This window comes from Pseudomonas sp. Xaverov 259, assembly GCF_019352915.1.
In the GTDB taxonomy this organism is placed as follows: Bacteria; Pseudomonadota; Gammaproteobacteria; order Pseudomonadales; family Pseudomonadaceae; genus Aquipseudomonas.
Genome location: NZ_JAAAFV010000042.1, coordinates 101391 through 117088, shown reverse-complemented (window position 1 = coordinate 117088; position 15698 = coordinate 101391). Strand labels below are relative to the sequence as shown.

The 15698-nt window shown below is 58.2% G+C and carries 14 protein-coding genes and 1 tRNA gene; 5 read left to right on the top strand and 10 right to left on the bottom strand.

Annotation, left to right across the window (positions count from 1 at the left end; genetic code table 11):
- Positions 1-8: 8 nt before the first annotated feature.
- Positions 9-1283, bottom strand: coding sequence for an HlyD family efflux transporter periplasmic adaptor subunit (locus K0H48_RS18835; RefSeq protein WP_219268648.1), 1275 nt, complete (start codon positions 1281-1283; stop codon positions 9-11).
- A 239-nt stretch (positions 1284-1522) separates the two neighbouring features.
- Here K0H48_RS18835 and K0H48_RS18830 point away from each other — a divergent pair, with 239 nt between their 5' ends.
- Together K0H48_RS18830 and K0H48_RS18825 are read left to right on the top strand one after the other, a co-directional pair.
- Positions 1523-1717: a response regulator transcription factor gene (locus K0H48_RS18830; RefSeq protein ID WP_257627034.1), complete on the top strand. Its 195-nt coding sequence runs from the start codon at positions 1523-1525 to the stop codon at positions 1715-1717.
- Between the two features lie 499 nt (positions 1718-2216).
- Positions 2217-2360: a hypothetical protein gene (locus K0H48_RS18825; protein WP_219268647.1), complete on the top strand. Its 144-nt coding sequence runs from the start codon at positions 2217-2219 to the stop codon at positions 2358-2360.
- A gap of 475 nt (positions 2361-2835) precedes the next feature.
- On the opposite strand, the gene K0H48_RS18820 is transcribed toward K0H48_RS18825, so the two are convergent.
- Together K0H48_RS18820 and K0H48_RS18815 are read right to left on the bottom strand one after the other, a co-directional pair.
- A tRNA-Asn gene (locus K0H48_RS18820) sits at positions 2836-2911 on the bottom strand.
- An 86-nt stretch (positions 2912-2997) separates the two neighbouring features.
- Positions 2998-3882: a LysR family transcriptional regulator gene (locus tag K0H48_RS18815; RefSeq protein ID WP_219268646.1), complete on the bottom strand. Its 885-nt coding sequence runs from the start codon at positions 3880-3882 to the stop codon at positions 2998-3000.
- 101 nt (positions 3883-3983) lie between these two features.
- On the opposite strand from K0H48_RS18815, the gene lldD reads away from it, so the two are divergent.
- Positions 3984-5126, top strand: a complete 1143-nt coding sequence (gene lldD, locus K0H48_RS18810; protein ID WP_219268645.1) for an FMN-dependent L-lactate dehydrogenase LldD — start codon at positions 3984-3986, stop codon at positions 5124-5126.
- Positions 5127-5408: 282 nt separating this feature from the next.
- On the top strand, positions 5409-6335 hold the full coding sequence (locus tag K0H48_RS18805; RefSeq protein ID WP_017137791.1) for a GGDEF domain-containing protein: 927 nt from the start codon (positions 5409-5411) through the stop codon (positions 6333-6335).
- 21 nt (positions 6336-6356) lie between these two features.
- Here K0H48_RS18805 and K0H48_RS18800 read toward each other — a convergent pair whose 3' ends face one another.
- The 7 genes from K0H48_RS18800 to K0H48_RS18770 all read right to left on the bottom strand — a co-directional run bounded on the left by K0H48_RS18800 (position 6357) and on the right by K0H48_RS18770 (position 14064).
- Positions 6357-7163, bottom strand: a complete 807-nt coding sequence (locus K0H48_RS18800) for a TenA family transcriptional regulator (protein ID WP_138814581.1) — start codon at positions 7161-7163, stop codon at positions 6357-6359.
- Between the two features lie 45 nt (positions 7164-7208).
- On the bottom strand, positions 7209-9683 hold the full coding sequence (locus tag K0H48_RS18795; protein ID WP_219268644.1) for an EAL domain-containing protein: 2475 nt from the start codon (positions 9681-9683) through the stop codon (positions 7209-7211).
- Between the two features lie 65 nt (positions 9684-9748).
- The gene (locus K0H48_RS18790) at positions 9749-11551 is read right to left on the bottom strand and encodes an ABC transporter ATP-binding protein (protein WP_219268643.1); all 1803 of its coding nucleotides are present in this window, start codon (positions 11549-11551) and stop codon (positions 9749-9751) included.
- Complete coding sequence (locus K0H48_RS18785; protein WP_177034541.1) at positions 11541-12146, bottom strand: DsbA family protein; 606 nt, start codon at positions 12144-12146, stop codon at positions 11541-11543. Before K0H48_RS18785 ends, K0H48_RS18790 begins: the two co-directional genes overlap by 11 nt.
- A 36-nt stretch (positions 12147-12182) precedes the next feature.
- Positions 12183-13124: a rhodanese-related sulfurtransferase gene (locus K0H48_RS18780; RefSeq protein WP_219268642.1), complete on the bottom strand. Its 942-nt coding sequence runs from the start codon at positions 13122-13124 to the stop codon at positions 12183-12185.
- 118 nt (positions 13125-13242) lie between these two features.
- Complete coding sequence (locus K0H48_RS18775) at positions 13243-13539, bottom strand: BolA family transcriptional regulator (protein WP_219268641.1); 297 nt, start codon at positions 13537-13539, stop codon at positions 13243-13245.
- Positions 13540-13545: 6 nt separating this feature from the next.
- The gene (locus tag K0H48_RS18770) at positions 13546-14064 is read right to left on the bottom strand and encodes a DUF2059 domain-containing protein (RefSeq protein WP_219268640.1); all 519 of its coding nucleotides are present in this window, start codon (positions 14062-14064) and stop codon (positions 13546-13548) included.
- A 192-nt stretch (positions 14065-14256) separates the two neighbouring features.
- Between K0H48_RS18770 and K0H48_RS18765 the strand changes: the two genes are divergently transcribed.
- Positions 14257-15645, top strand: a complete 1389-nt coding sequence (locus K0H48_RS18765) for a class II fumarate hydratase (protein WP_219268639.1) — start codon at positions 14257-14259, stop codon at positions 15643-15645.
- Positions 15646-15698 lie beyond the last annotated feature (53 nt).

Below are 15698 nucleotides of genomic sequence, written 5' to 3'. Positions count from 1 at the left end.
CATCGCTCCTAGAGTTTGCCGGTCAGGCTGTAGAGTGGTTCAAGGACCCACTCATAGAGACGACGGGTCTCCTGCAGAATGTCAGCCTCAACCAACATTCCGGTTTGCAGCGACCGTGGCTTGCCGTATGCCAATACGGATTGCGCTTCGATATCAACGCGAATGCGATATATCTGCTCACCGTCCAAACCAAGACCAGGCACGCTACCGGTCATTGCCGCCAATTCAGTAGCCGACAGCGTTGCCTTGGAAATAGAGATAACACTGCCGTTGTGTTGTCCGAACTTTTGGTAGGGGTACGCCTGATAACGCACCCTTACAGGGTCGCCTGCATGAATGAAGCCGATGGCTTTGCTCGGCGCATATAGCTCGGCTTGCAGGTGAGAGTTTGCAGGCACGATGCTCATCAAGACGCGCGAGCTATCAACCGTCTGGCCAGGTTCAACAAGAATCGCCGTCGCCACACCCTCCTTGGGAGCAGTGATGACTACAGCGCGCTTGGCTTCACTTTCGATCAGCTCTTGCTGAATGCCAGACAATGAACGCGCAATGCCAGCGAGCTGGTTCTCATGCAGTGCCGAAAGACCTGCAGACTCATGCTGGGCTTCGACCAACTGCTGGTTCAGCGCCGCGGTTTCGCGAGCCAGCCCCTGAAGAGTCTGGTGCTGACCCAACAGCTCCGACTGACGCTGTTGAAGCTGATCCATGGAGATATATCCCTTCTCCATCAGTCCTTGATAACGATCAGCCGCATTGCTCGCCAGCTTCACAAGCTTCTCCTGACTGGCGGTCTGCTGCGCCAAAGTCCGTAACTGTCGCCGCAAACTTTCCAGCTTGCTATGCAGGCTTTGCCGCTCTTGTGTTTGAAGTTGCTGCTTCTTTACCAACTCATCGCCCAAGGAACGCTGCCGCAAGGTGAGTTGATCACTTACGTCCGCTTGGACCGGCCGCGAATCCCCTGAGTAGCGCTCGCTGGATATTCGCAACAGTGGCGCTCCCTGCTTAATCGGCTGGCCTTCCTCGACAAATCGTTCAAGCACCAAGCCATACTGAGGCGCGTATATTTTCAGCTGTCCCAAAAAGGGCACTAACTGACCTGGAACGGTAATACGCTTGGTGTAGCTACCCCAGAGAAAAAAAGTCACTACCATCGCAGCGAAGAGACCAGCAATGAGTGTCAACACGACGAACGATACCGGCCTGACAAGCACTATTTCTCCCAGCCAGTTCACGTGCCGCGACGTCAGCGCTTCTGGCCGAAATAATGGATTTCGCAATGTCACAGTTCGTCCTTTATCGGTTTTTTGTGCAGGTTAAAAACTGGAGCAATACGCACCATTCAAGGTCGAAAAAAACCTACTGATTAGCGACTAGCGTGATGCCTGATAAAAAATCAGCGCACTGTGTAAATTTATGATGCCTTCATTCGTAAGCCATATAAGCGCGAAACACCGGACCGAAGGGAGCTTGCTTTCTAGATCCGACTCATATATCCCGCAGTGATCGAGCAAGGAACAGTGTATTGAAAATCACCAATAGGGAGTCCGCAGTAATAGATCTTCTTATTCGCGGCCTGACCAATAAGGAAATTGGTCGGGCACTAGGAATCAGCAACCACACTGTCAGGGACCACATCTCAACGATGATGAGAAAGACAAATACAGTAAGCCGTGTGGAATTGGCGGTTCTGATTAGCACTCGCGAAAAATGCACCTAGTGTCTCTCGCATTATCTGTATCCTCGGACGCCCTCAGCATTTAAACACTCACCTACGCGCCGCAGTTGTTAGAGCATGTTAAAAAACAAGCCTAGTAAAGAGCACATCGAAACCATGTGCGCGTGTAAAATCGCCTAAAACGGAGGCGGAAAATAGACGCACATGTCAACGCGACACACAACGAGATGGGACACTCAACCATCGCTCTTAGCACCTGAGAAATCGTACGTCACTTAACGATCTCAAACCCAAAGATCAGTAACCATGACGTCCCCACGATCATTGCCCTCCACACCAGCATATTGAAAATACTAGCCCATACCGGGATACCTCCCAACAACCTGACCGAGATACAAGAATGATCAGTCAGAGAAATCTAACGCAAACCAGATCGTTTATAACAACGTCACCCATTAGAAGATCAACAACTACCGAAACACACGACCTAGCGAATGAATAAGACAGAGATGCCACTTGAAAACTTCAGACAGATCATTATATGAAAACCTATCTGACCCCACTTCAAAAAACCGTTAACCATCAAAGCATACTAAACAAGAAAAACCCAGTGCCCCCCCCCAACATCATCGAAGCGTGTCCAATGCTGAAAGAAGACCGCGATCAGTATCAAATGGCAAAATAAGGGTACCATCACTCCGAATATCTAAACCACTAGCGGCTTAACGTGCAGCTTGTAACCAAAAATTTATGACCCATCAAAACTAAAATAGAAATCAAATACTAACAAATGCTGTGTGCTCTTTGCCCCCCTACACGTGTAGGGGCAGCCAAGATCTTAATGCTCAACTCAATCTAAATTTCAGCTGAACAAATGTGGTTATTGTGCAAAACACATCAAGCCTATTAAGCTAAATCGGCCACCCGCAACATAAAGTAACTATTTACTCCGTTATTTGAACAGATCATTCGAATAGACCAACAATAGATAAGACTTGAAGGCATTAGAGATCACCCAGCCAATTTGTGCTGCGCTTTAAATGCGTAGCGCGATAACATATGGAACAAGAACGACGATGCAGTTTATCGGCCTGCACACCTAAGCAGAGCCAAATCCAAGGCAAAAAAAAGCCCGCATCTCTGCAGGCTTTTTCTCTATCTGGCTCCACGACCTGGACTCGAACCAGGGACCCAATGATTAACAGTCATTTGCTCTACCAACTGAGCTATCGCGGAATGCGCCGTATGTTACTGATTAAAAAGAAGAAGTCAAGCACAGAGGTGCATTTTGACGAATTCCTACAAATAGCGGCCGCAACCCGCTAGCCCGGGCTGGCCATTTCCTTGGCCAGATCCAGCCACGCACGCGCCGCCGGCGGCAGGTGTGCGCTGGCCCGCCAGGCCAGGGCGATGTGCCAGTCGGTGTGGGGTTCGTCCAACGCAATCAAGGCGATGCCCGCGTGTTGATGTTTGAGCGCGAGCATGCGCGGCAGGAAGGCGACGCCCAGCCCGGCCGCCACCAGGTCAACGATAAAATCGATTTGCCCGCTGCGCGCGGTCACGCGGGGCGTGACGCCTTTGCGTTCACAGGCAGCGAGGATCTTGGCGTTCAGGGCAAAGCCGGCTTCGAACAAAATGAACGGTGAATCGGCCAGGTCGGTGAAGTCGATGCGTTTGCGCTTGGCCAGTGGGTGGCTGATGGGCAATACCGCCATCAGCGGTTCATTGCGCACCGGCTGGTAGTCGAAGACTTCGTCCACCGGCAACAGCAGCGCGGCGAGGTCGACCTCCCCTGCTTCCAGGCATTCGCGCAGTTTTTTGCTGCCGTATTCGGTGAGTTCGATCTCGATCTCCGGGTAGCGGCTGCGGTATGCCGCGAACATCGCGGCAAACAGCACGCCGCAGCCCACCGGCGGCAGGCCGATGCGCAGCACGCCGCGCTTGAGGCCGCGCAGGTCGTTGATCTCGGCCACCAGGTTGTTGTGCTCGGCGAGCAACACCAGAGCGCGGCGGTAGGCGATTTCACCGGCGGCTGTCAGCTCGTTACGGTGCCCCAGGCGATTGAGCAGCGGCGTGCCGAGTTCGTCTTCGAGGGTCTTGACCGCCTTGCTCACGGTGGATTGGGTCAGGGCCACCACCTCAGCGGCCTGGGAGAAACCGCCCTGGCGCACTACTTCGACAAAGGCCCGCACGGTTCTCAGGTTCATCGGTATTCCTATAACGACTGGGTCTTAGTAATAAAAGTTGTTTTTATCATGCCAGCTTTTTGCTTATGGTGGTGCGACCCAGCTCTGTGGAGAACCCGTTCATGATCATCTCGTCCGCCTCCGACTACCGTGCAGCCGCCAAACGCAAGCTGCCGCGCTTTCTGTTCGATTACATCGACGGCGGCGCCTACGCCGAGCACACCCTGCGCGCCAACAGTTCGGACCTGGCCGAGATCAGCCTGCGCCAGCGCATCCTGCGCAATGTCGACAACCTGAGCCTCAAGACCACGCTGTTCGGCCAGGAGCTGGCCATGCCGGTGATCCTCAGCCCTGTGGGCCTGACTGGCATGTACGCACGACGTGGTGAAGTGCAGGCGGCCAAGGCGGCGGCCAACAAGGGCATTCCGTTTTGCCTGTCGACGGTGTCGGTGTGTCCGATTGAAGAGGTGGCGTCGCAAAGCCCGCAGTCGATCTGGTTCCAGCTCTACGTGCTCAAGGACCGCGGCTTTATGCGCAATGCGCTGGAGCGCGCCCAGGCGGCGGGAGTGACCACGCTGGTGTTCACCGTCGATATGCCGACACCCGGCGCGCGTTACCGTGATGCGCATTCGGGCATGTCCGGGCCGTACGCGGCGCAGCGCCGGATGCTGCAGGCCGTGTGCAAGCCGCAATGGGCCTTTGATGTGGGCTTGATGGGCCGCCCACACGACCTGGGCAATATCTCCAAGTACCTCGGCAAGCCCACCCATCTGGAAGACTACATTGGTTGGTTGGCGAACAATTTCGACCCATCGATCAGCTGGAAAGACCTGGAGTGGATCCGTGAGTTCTGGAAAGGCCCGATGATCATCAAGGGCATCCTCGACCCCCAGGACGCCAAGGACGCGGTGAGTTTCGGTGCCGATGGCATCGTGGCCTCCAACCACGGCGGGCGCCAACTGGATGGCGTACTGTCGACCGCCAAAGCCTTGCCACCGATTGCCGAGGCCGTGGGCGATGACCTGACCGTGCTGGTGGACTCCGGCATTCGCTCCGGGCTTGACGTGGTGCGCATGCTCGCCCTGGGCGCAAAGGGTTGCTTGCTGGGTCGCTCGACTGTCTACGCGCTGGCCGCCGCCGGCCAGTCCGGGGTGGAAAACCTGCTGGATATCTTCGCCACGGAGATGCGCGTGGCCATGACCTTGACCGGCGTCACCTCGATTGACCAGATCGATCACAGCACCTTGGTTCAAACAGCCAAATAACTGACGTCACTGCACAGCGACTGTTTTAGTATTTTTAAAACAGTCGTTGATTTATAAGGCATTTTTAAAAGTTAAACAAAGTGGCATGAATCTCGCTCTAACCCCTTTCAAGCAGGTTAAGCGATGACAAGACGTGTGGCAGGGCCCAGGGGTTATAACCCATGGCAAAGCGGTTTAAACTGTTTCCAATGTTTTACGGAACTGAAGGAACAGTAAGACGCTTGGCATTTGCCGCTCTCGTGCAGCCTGTAAGACAGTTAAGTGCTTAGAGGCCGTCAGCTTATGAAATCACCGACCCAGACCAACGCAATTGACTTCGACAGTGCCAAATTGCAACGCCTGGGGTTTGGTCAGCCTTCCCTGCTTCCACGTCGTCCCACCACACTTGCGCAACTTCGCCAGCAACTGAACCAGCAATTGCAGACCAGCCTTGAGCCGGAGCGCATCCTCGCGCTGTTCTTTCGCGAAGTTCAGCGCCTGGTGCCGTTGGACGCGCTGCAATATCGCCATGAGGCCAGCGATTTACGCCTGGAGTTCGGCCATCGTGGGCATCACTCGGTGAGCTACACCTTGAGCCATGAAGGCGAGCATCTGGGCGAGTTGATATTCCGGCGTAACCAGCGCTTGCTGGACGATGAGCTGGCGCAGCTTGAGTCCTTGCTGTCGACCTTGCTGTACCCGATGCGCAACGCCCTGCTCTACCGCGCGGCCACCCGCAGCGCCCTGCGTGACCCGCTGACAGAAACCGGCAACCGCATTGCGATGGACCAGACGCTGCAGCGGGAAATCGACATGGCCCGGCGGCACCTGAGCCCGCTGTCCTTGTTGATGCTGGACATTGACCACTTCAAGAAAATCAACGACACCCACGGCCATGCGGCGGGCGACATCGTATTGCGCGCAGTCGCTGACTCGATCAAAAGCCAGTTGCGCAATGTGGACATGGTGTTTCGGTTTGGCGGGGAAGAGTTTTTGATCCTGCTGTCGAACACCGGCCGGGACGCGGCAGGCATGGTCGGCGAACGCCTGCGTCGGGCGGCAGAGGCTCAGGACTATTGGGCGGACGGTAAGCGGATTGAACTGACGGTGAGCCTGGGCTGCTCGACCCTGTTGGCTGCCGAGTCGGCCGAAAGCTTGTTGCGGCGGGCCGATAACGCTCTGTACGTGGCCAAGCGCGAAGGTCGCAACCGCTTGGCAATGGCGGGGTAAAACCCCGCCATCACGCTTACATCACGCCTCGCTGGCGACGCGAACCTGACGTTCGCGAACGGCTGCTGGCGCCTTTGCTTTTTCGTTCTCCAACCGCATGCAACTTTCCAAAAACAGGTACATGTAGTCGTAGCTCTTGCACACCGCCTGGCGCAGTTCTACCTGCAAGGCTTTGCTCGGGTTCATCCCGGCCAGCGTGCAGATGATTTCGAGCGCTTCCCAAGGGTGGGCATCGTCGTATTGCGCGTGCATCTTCAACCATTTCATGGCGCGCTTGCGGTCTTCTTCAGGGAAGGCGGCCGCATACACACCCGTAGAACACACCACGGCGGACCACTCCCCGGTCGCCCCCTCGATCGCGTAGTTGGTCGCGGCAATCGCCACGATCAACGAATCGGCCGAGCTGGTGTGCCAGCACCAGTGACTCAGTGCGTGCAACTCCGGTGGTACGTTCTGCGCTTGCAACTCTTCCAGGCTTACCCCGTGGGCACGCGCCCAGTGCACCCAATAGTCGGCGTGGTTGAGTTCCACGCGAATATTGCGCATCAGCCACCGGCGCGCCATATCCTCCCCAGGATGACGGGCAAACTTGGTCTTGGTGAGGTTCTGTGCCATGTACAAGGCAAACTGTTCAACCACTGGCCAGCCACCGATAAGGTAGTGGCGCATGGTCTTGGCGCTGAGCGTGTTGTCACGCATGCGCTGGTACAGTTCGTGTTCGACAACGCGGCGCTTGCTCTCGCTACAGTCCAGGATCAATTGTTGCGCCCAGGCTGGGTAACTCGAGGCTTCCATAAGCGGGCCGGTTCGGTTGAAGGTGTCGATCACTGTAGGGCTCCTTTTCTAATGTGATTGTACAGACCGTCGGATGCTTCAGCGGAATGTGCCGGGCGCCTTGAACAACAGTGGCTGCGGCCGCACGGGTCGGCACTGCAGACTATCAAAGGTAAACAATTGCGGACGTTCGATCAGGTATCCCTGAGCATAATCCACACCGATCTCAAGTAAAGCCTGTTCGATCAGCGGTGTTTCAACAAATTCGGCAATTGTGCGCTTACCCATGACATGGCCGATGTGATTGATCACTTCGACCATGGCACGGTTAATCGGGTCGTCCAGCATATCCTTTACGAAACTCCCGTCGATCTTCAGGAAGTCTACAGGCAAATGTTTAAGATAGGCGAACGAGGACATTCCGGCACAAAAGTCATCGAGTGAAAAATGGCAACCTAAGGCCTTGAGTTCATTAATAAAACGGATTGCACTGCCCAAATTGGCAATAGCACTGGTCTCTGTTATTTCAAAACAAATCATTTCCGGCGGAATGCTGTAAGCCTCGAATTTCTCACGTAAAAATCCGAGAAAATCATCATCTCCGATAGTTATGCCTGACAGATTAATCGCACACATAGCCATAGGACGGCCCGCACGCTCTCGCATACAACCGGCAATAATCTTAAATACGTTTTCCACCACCCAACGATCCAGCGAAGTCATCAGACCGTAACGTTCGGCAGCCGGAATAAAACTGTCCGGCAAGATAATCCGGCCTGCCTCGTCGTGCAGGCGCAGAAGGATCTCAATGTGGCCATTGCCGCCATCGGTGTGGCCCAGTGGTGAGATTTCCTGGGAGTAGAGGCAAAAACGATCTTCCTCCAGGGCCATGTGCAGGCGCTGTACCCAGGCCATTTCGCCAAAGCGCAGGGACAACTCCGAGTCATCGGCATGGTAGACCTGCACCCGGTTACGGCCCTTTTCCTTGGCCATATAACAGGCCATATCGGCGGCGCGCAGCGAGGTTTCCAGGGTGGTCGGCGATTGCGAGATATGCACCAGGCCAATGCTCACGGTGGTCATGAACGGCCGACCCTTCCACACAAAGTGCAGGCTTTGCACGGTATGGCGCAGGCTTTCGGCGATCTTTTCCGCCACCGCTGCCGGGCAGTTCTCCAACAGGATGCCGAACTCATCGCCGCCCAGGCGCGCCAGGGTGTCGCCTTCGCGCAGGTCCGATTGCAGCAACGCGCAGATATGCCGCAGCAATTCATCGCCCGCCGCATGCCCGCAGGTGTCGTTGACCAGCTTGAACTGGTCGAGATCGAGGAACATCAAGGCATGCCGCCCGCTCTGCTGGCGCGCTACCTGTTGCAGCACCTGCTCCAGCCGGAACTCGAATTCGCGGCGGTTGGCCAGGCCCGTCAAGGCATCGTGGGTCGCCTGCCACGACAGGTTGGCGATGTACTGGCGCTCCTGGGTCATGTCGTGCAGCACCAGCACCGCGCCACTGACCTTGCCGGCGCTGCGGATCGGCGCGCCTACCAGCGTGACTGACACTGTGCTGCCGTCCACGCGCTGGATCAGCTTGGAATGCTCGCTGCCGCCACTGAGTTCGCCCTTGATGATGTGCTCGATCAGGGCGAAGCCATCGGGCTCGGCATTCTCATCCAGCAGGTTGAATAACGCCGCCAGCGGCAACCCCTGGGCCTGGGCTGTCTTCCAATGGGTCAGCGCCTCGGCGGCCGGGTTCATGTAGGCAATGGCGCCGTCGACATCCGTGGTGATCACGCCGTCACCAATCGACTCCAGGGTGATCTGCGCCCGCTCCTTCTCGGCTTGCAACGCGGTGGCGAAGGCGTGGCGCTGGGTCAGCAGCTTGTGGGTACGCATCAGCGCCAGCACGATCAAGCCCAGCGCAGTGGCCAGGTTGGTGATCAGCAACAGGCGCAGGATCATCCGCGAACCTTCGCCCAAGGCATCACTGAAGGCCTTGGCGGCCGGCGTCACGCCGTCGTTGACGGCGATAATGCGCTTCTTCCAGTCAGCAATGTCGCCAGGGCTGACCTGATTGCTGCGGATCGCGCGGTGCATCGCCTGGGCGAGGTCATCGAGTTGCACCAGGTAACCATCGCCCACGGTCCACAACTCGATGGCTTTTTCCAGGTAGCTGAAATGACGAAAGTTGAGGTACAGCCAGATCAGGCTGGACACGTCATCGGGGTGGTTGCCGCCCTTGAGAATGCCCAGGCGCGCGGCCGCAAGGTCAGGCGTGGGATGGTCCAGCGCCACCCGCAACTCATGGCCGCCCTGGGGCACGGCGATAGCTTGCTGGTACTTGAGAAACGTCGCTTCGTCGCGGTTATCGGCGTAAAGGGTCAGGTAGTAGATGGCATCTTTCTGGCCCTTGGACCACAAGCTCTCGCCTGCCACGTAGCCGCGCACCGCCGACAGCACGTAAAGGCTGACGCAGCCCAGCAATGCCTGGAACAGCACGACGGCGATAAAAGGCCAGACAATGCCCAGCAAGCGCGGCCTGCTTAACGTCACTCCGAGAGTACGCTTTTGCTTCATGAGGTCCCTTGCACATGCACTGCTTGATACGCACGCGAAAATCCGCTCTCGATAGCTCAGCTAAATCAACGCACTTGTTGCAGGTGTCCGTAGAGCTTGGCGTACAACCCTCCATCGGCGATCAACTGCTGATGGTCGCCATCTTCGGCGATATGCCCACCATCAAATACCAGTACCCGGTCTGCCTGTTTCACTGCAGATAGCCTGTGGGCGATGATCAGTGTAGTACGCCCACTGAGAAACCGCGCCAGCGCCTGGTGCAGGTTGTACTCGGTAGCGGCGTCCAGGGCCGAGGTGGCCTCGTCCAGTATCACCACTTTCGGCTCGGCCAGCACCATGCGCGCGATGGCCAGGCGTTGGCGCTGCCCGCCGGAAAAACGCACACCCGAACGCCCCACCACACTGTCCAGGCCCAACGGCAGTGCCTTGACGGTAGCATCCAACTGAGCGATTTCCAGTGCCTGCCAGCAGGCTTGGTCACTGCGAGCGCGGCCCATGGTCAGGTTGGCGCGCACGGTGTCGTTGAACAGCGCCGGGTGTTGCAGCACCACCGCGACGTTCTCGCGAATGGTCGCCAGGCCGATTTCCTGCTGGGTGGCACCACCAAAACGAATACTGCCGGCCTGTGGCGTATAGAGCCCGAGCAGCAGTTGCACTAAGGTGCTTTTGCCGCCGCCGCTGGCGCCCACGATCGCGACTTTCTCGCCCGGTGCGATGGCCAGGTTCAGTTGGTCGAGCACCAACTCTTCGCCATATCCGAAGTTAAGGCCACGCACCTCGATACCGACGGTTTCACGCCCGGTGAACGGGTCTTCGCCGCCGGCATATTGCGGCTCGTCGGCGCGTGCCAGCAGCTCGTTGATACGCGTGAGCGCACCCCCTGCCGCGTAGTAGGCGTATTGCAGGTTCAGCAGTTGTTCCACCGGACCGATCATGAACCACAGGTAACTGAACACCGCGAGCATCTGGCCGATGGACAGGTCGGAAAACAACACGGTGAGCATCGCTGCCGCGCGGAAGATGTCGATGCCGAACTGGAACAACAAGCCGCTGGCTCGGCTGGAGGCGTCGGTTTTCCATTGCGAGTGGATCGCGTAGTCACGCACTTCCTGGGCGCGCTGGCCCAGGCGCCCGAGGAAAACGCCCTGGCGGTTGCCGGCGCGCACTTCCTGGATGGCGTCCAGGGTTTCGGTCAGCGCCTGGGTGAAGCGCGAGGTGCTGTCGTTCTCCAGCTTCTTCAGGTGTTTGACGCGCTTGCCCAACTGCACCGTGGCGTAGATCACCAAGGGGTTGAACAGCAGGATCAACAACGCCAGTTGCCAATGCATCCACACCAGGATCGCCGAAGTGCCGACCAGCGTGAGCATCGCTACCAGGAAGCGGCTGAGGGTTTCGCCGACAAACTTGTCCAGCGTGTCCAGGTCGGTGACCAGATGCGTGGTCACCGTGCCACTGCCCAGGCTTTCGTATTCGCCCAGGGAGATCCGCTTGAGCCGTTCGATCAGGCGCACGCGGATACGGTACACAATATCCTTGGCCAGCCGCGCAAACAGCCGCGCCTGCACCACGTTGAACACCAGCGCGCCGCAACGCAGGCACAAGGTCACCAACAGCATCAGGCCGATATAACCGACGGCCTTCTGCCACCCCAGTGGCAACGCGTGGTTCATCACCTTGAGCGCGGCATCACCGTGGCCCAGCAGCACTTCGTCCACCAGCAACGGCAACAGCAAAGGGATAGGCACGCTGCACAGGGTCGCCAGTACGGCAACGCCATTGGCGATCCACAGGGATTTCTTGTGACGCAGGGCCAGGCGGCGAATTTCCGCCCAGGTCAGTCGGTCGATGCGTTTGGACTCATCCTGCACAGGTGGCTCGCTCCAGCCATCGGGCGAGCAAAGGCGACAGCTCGGACAACGGCTGATAGCCGTTAGTCAGCAACGCCAGCTGGCCATTGCGCTCGGCCAGCAAGGTCGGGAAACCGGCAATGCCCAGGTCCTGCACCCAAGTAAAGTCGGCCGCCGTTGCTGCATGTTGCTCGGCGCGGTCGAACGCACCGGCAAACTCGATGCGCGGAATTCCGGCCTGCTCGGCCAGTTCCACCAGCACGCTGGCGAGGGTTACATCGCGGCCTTCGACATAAAACGCACGCTGGATCAGCCCCAGCAGGGTCCAGGCACAATCCGGCGCCAGGCTGCGCGCGGTGACGATGGCGCGGCATGCAGGCTCGGTGTCATAGACAAAACCGTCGGGCAACGCACCTTCGCGCTTGAACGGCTGGCCGGTGGCGTCGGTGACGGCCTGCCAGTGCTCAAGGATATAGCGCCGCGTGGTCGGCTCCAGCGCCGCGCCGCTGCCGGTGCGCAAACCGCCCACCACCAGGTGCACGTCCACGCCGGCCGCCTGGGCCTGCTCAACCAGCGCCTGCGCCACCGGGGCAAAGCCCCAGCACCAGGAACACATCGGGTCCATCACATAGAGCAGGCGCGCGGGCATGGGTCAGGCCTCGGAAGGGGTTTGCTTGTAGTTGAAGCCAATCGGGTGCGGCATGTTGCGGGCCTTGGCCAGCTCGATCTGCTTTTGCCGGTCGATGGCGCTGCGACGGGTCTTCTCCGGCAGCTTATCCCAGCAATGCGGGCAACTGATGCCAGCCACATAGTGCTCGGACGCGCGGTCTTCTACGCTGACCGGTGTACGACAGGCATGACATTGATCGTAGTCGCCTTCGCTCAGGTCGTGGCGTACGGTCACGCGATTGTCGAACACAAAACAGTCGCCCTGCCATTTGGTTTCTGCCTGCGGCACTTCTTCCAGATACTTCAGGATCCCGCCTTTAAGGTGGTAAACCTCGTCGAAACCTTCGCTGAGCATATAGCTGGAAGCCTTTTCACAGCGAATGCCGCCGGTGCAGAACATGGCGACTTTCTTGTGCTTGGCCGGGTCGAAGTTGGCTTTGATGTAGTCGGGAAATTCGCGAAAACTGGTGGTTTTCGGGTCGATTGCACCTTCAAAGGTGCCGATCGACACTTCGTAGTCGTTACGTGTGTCGATCAACAGTACTTCAGGGTCATTGATCAGTGCGTTCCAGTCCTGCGGCTCGACGTAGGTGCCGACTTTTTTGTTCGGGTCGACGCCTTCGACGCCCAGGGTCACGATCTCTTTCTTGAGTTTGACCTTGGTGCGGTAGAACGGCTGGTCGTCGCAGTACGACTCTTTGTGGTCGATGTCGTCCATGCGTGGGTCGTTCTTGAGCCAGGCCATCAGGCCATCAATGCCTTCACGGCTGCCGGAAACGGTGCCGTTGATGCCTTCTTCGGCGATCAGCAAGGTGCCTTTGATGCCGTTGTCGACCATTGCCTGCAGCAGTGGCTCGCGCAGGGCGACGTAGTCTTCGAGAGTGACGAACTTATACAGTGCCGCCACGACGATGGGTTGAGTCATGGGTGTTCTCTCCAGGTGGCTACCCTCGTAAGGGGTGAACCGGATGCAAAAAAAACGCGCCGGCTAAGCGGCGCGTTGCGGATTCTAACAAATGCCGGGTGTCAGAGACACCTGATCATTAGTCATGCCCGCCGGCGCAGGTCGGCGAGGCCGGGGCTGCGTCGATTTTCGCCCATTCTTCGGGCGTGTAGGTATGCAGCGCCAACGCATGAAATTCGCTCATCAGGTCACCCAGGGTGGCGTAGACCGTCTGGTGGCGCTTGACGCGGTTGAGCCCCTCGAACTGCTGGCTGACCAGCACGGCCTTGAAGTGGGTCTGCAACCCACGGCTGTGCATATGGCTTTCATCCAGCACGTTCAAGTGTTGCGGGCTCAGGGCGGCAAGTGCCGTTTCGATACGCTGTTGCATGGTCATTCCTGCTTACTTCTTCTTGGCCGGTGCGGCGGCTTTTGGCGCCAGCTGGTTGGTCATGTCTTCCAGCAGTTTGTTCACTACCGGCACAGCGCTTTCCAGCTTGGCCTGGGTCATCTCGGCTGATTGCTGGGTCAGTTGCGGCATTTTTTCCAGGACTTTCTTACCCAGCGGCGACTGGTAGAAGGCTACCAGATCCTTGAGTTCGGATTCGCTGAAATTGGTAGTGTAGAGCTTGATCATGTCCGGCTTCAGCTTCGGCCAGCCGATGGCCTGGTCCAGAGCGGCGTTGGCCTTGGCCTGGTAGCTGTCCAGTACGGACTGCTTGTCGGCAGGTGCCTTGGTCTGTTGGAAACGCTGGGCGAACATTTGCTGCACTTGCATGTACACCGGGGTACCCAGCTTGTCAGCGTGGGCCAGGGTAAGGAAGGCTTCGGCACTGGCGTTATGGCTGGCGGTATCGGCAAAAACCTGGCCGCTGGCGCAAACCAGAGCAACCGCGGTACAGATGGCACGAAGACGAGTCATCGAGTTTCCTTTCTAGCAGGCGAGGTAAGACCCCAAGGGCGACCATTCTGCGCCTAAAAAACGCCATGTCTCAACCCCAGCGCTCTTTGCTCCTACATTCGCGGTGGATTAATCCGATGAAAAGTCTTTTAGGGAACCCCCAACGCCAACCACAGCCTAAACTGCGCAAACGAACCTGAAGGAGTGTGCCCGATGAGCCGTATCGAAACCGACAGCCTGGGAGAAGTCAGCGTCCCGGATGACGCTTACTGGGGTGCGCAGACCCAACGCTCACTGGTGAATTTCGCCATCGGCGAGCAACGCATGCCCCTGGCGGTATTGCACGCCCTGGCCCTGATCAAGAAAGCCGCAGCGCGGGTCAATGACCGCAACGGCGACCTGCCCGCCGATATCGCTCGCCTGATCGAACAGGCCGCCGACGAGGTGCTCGACGGCCAGCACGACGATCAGTTTCCACTGGTGGTATGGCAGACCGGCAGCGGCACCCAAAGCAATATGAACGCCAATGAAGTGATCGCCGGCCGCGCCAACGAGCTGTCGGGCAAGGCCCGTGGCGGCAAAAGCCCGGTTCACCCTAACGATCATGTGAACCGCTCGCAAAGCTCTAACGATTGCTTCCCTACGGCCATGAGCATTGCGGCGGTGCAGGCGGTTCATCAACGGCTGTTACCGGCGATCGCCACGCTTTCCGGCGGTTTGGCGGAGTTGGCCGCACGCCATATGAAGCTGGTGAAAACCGGCCGTACCCATATGATGGACGCCACGCCCATCACCTTCGGCCAGGAAGTCTCAGCCTTTATCGCCCAACTCGACTACGCCGAGCGCGCCATCCGCAGCGCCCTGCCCGCCGTGTGCGAACTGGCCCAGGGCGGCACCGCCGTGGGCACCGGGCTCAATTCGCCGCATGGCTTTGGTGAGGCAATTGCTTCGGAGCTGGCAGCCTTGTCCGGCTTGCCGTTCGTCACCGCCCCCAACAAGTTCGCCGCCCTCTCCGGCCATGAACCGCTGGTAACCCTGCATGGCGCGCTGAAAACCCTGGCGGTGGCGCTGATGAAGCTCGCCAACGACTTGCGCCTGTTGGGCTCTGGCCCACGCGCCGGGCTGGCCGAGGTCAAGCTGCCGGCCAACGAGCCCGGCAGCTCGATCATGCCCGGCAAGGTCAACCCGACCCAGTGTGAAGCACTGTCGATGCTGGCCTGCCAGGTACTGGGCAACGACGTGACCATCGGTATCGCCGCCAGCCAGGGTCACCTGCAACTGAACGTTTACAAGCCGGTGATCATCCACAACCTGCTCGAATCGATCCGCCTGTTGGCCGATGGCTGCAACAACTTCCAGGAGCACTGCATCGCAGGCCTTGAGCCGGATGCCGAGCAAATGGCCGAGCACCTGGAGCGCGGCTTGATGCTGGTAACGGCGCTCAACCCGCATATCGGCTACGACAAGTCGGCGCAGATCGCCAAGAAGGCCTACGCCGAAGGCTTGACGCTACGCCAGGCCGCGTTGGACCTGGGCTACCTGACTGATGAAGAGTTCGATCAGTGGGTGCGCCCGGAAAACATGTTGGAAGCCGGGCACTAGGAAAACTGGCGAACAAGCACCCTGTGGTGAACGCGGTTTCCGTGGCGAGCAGG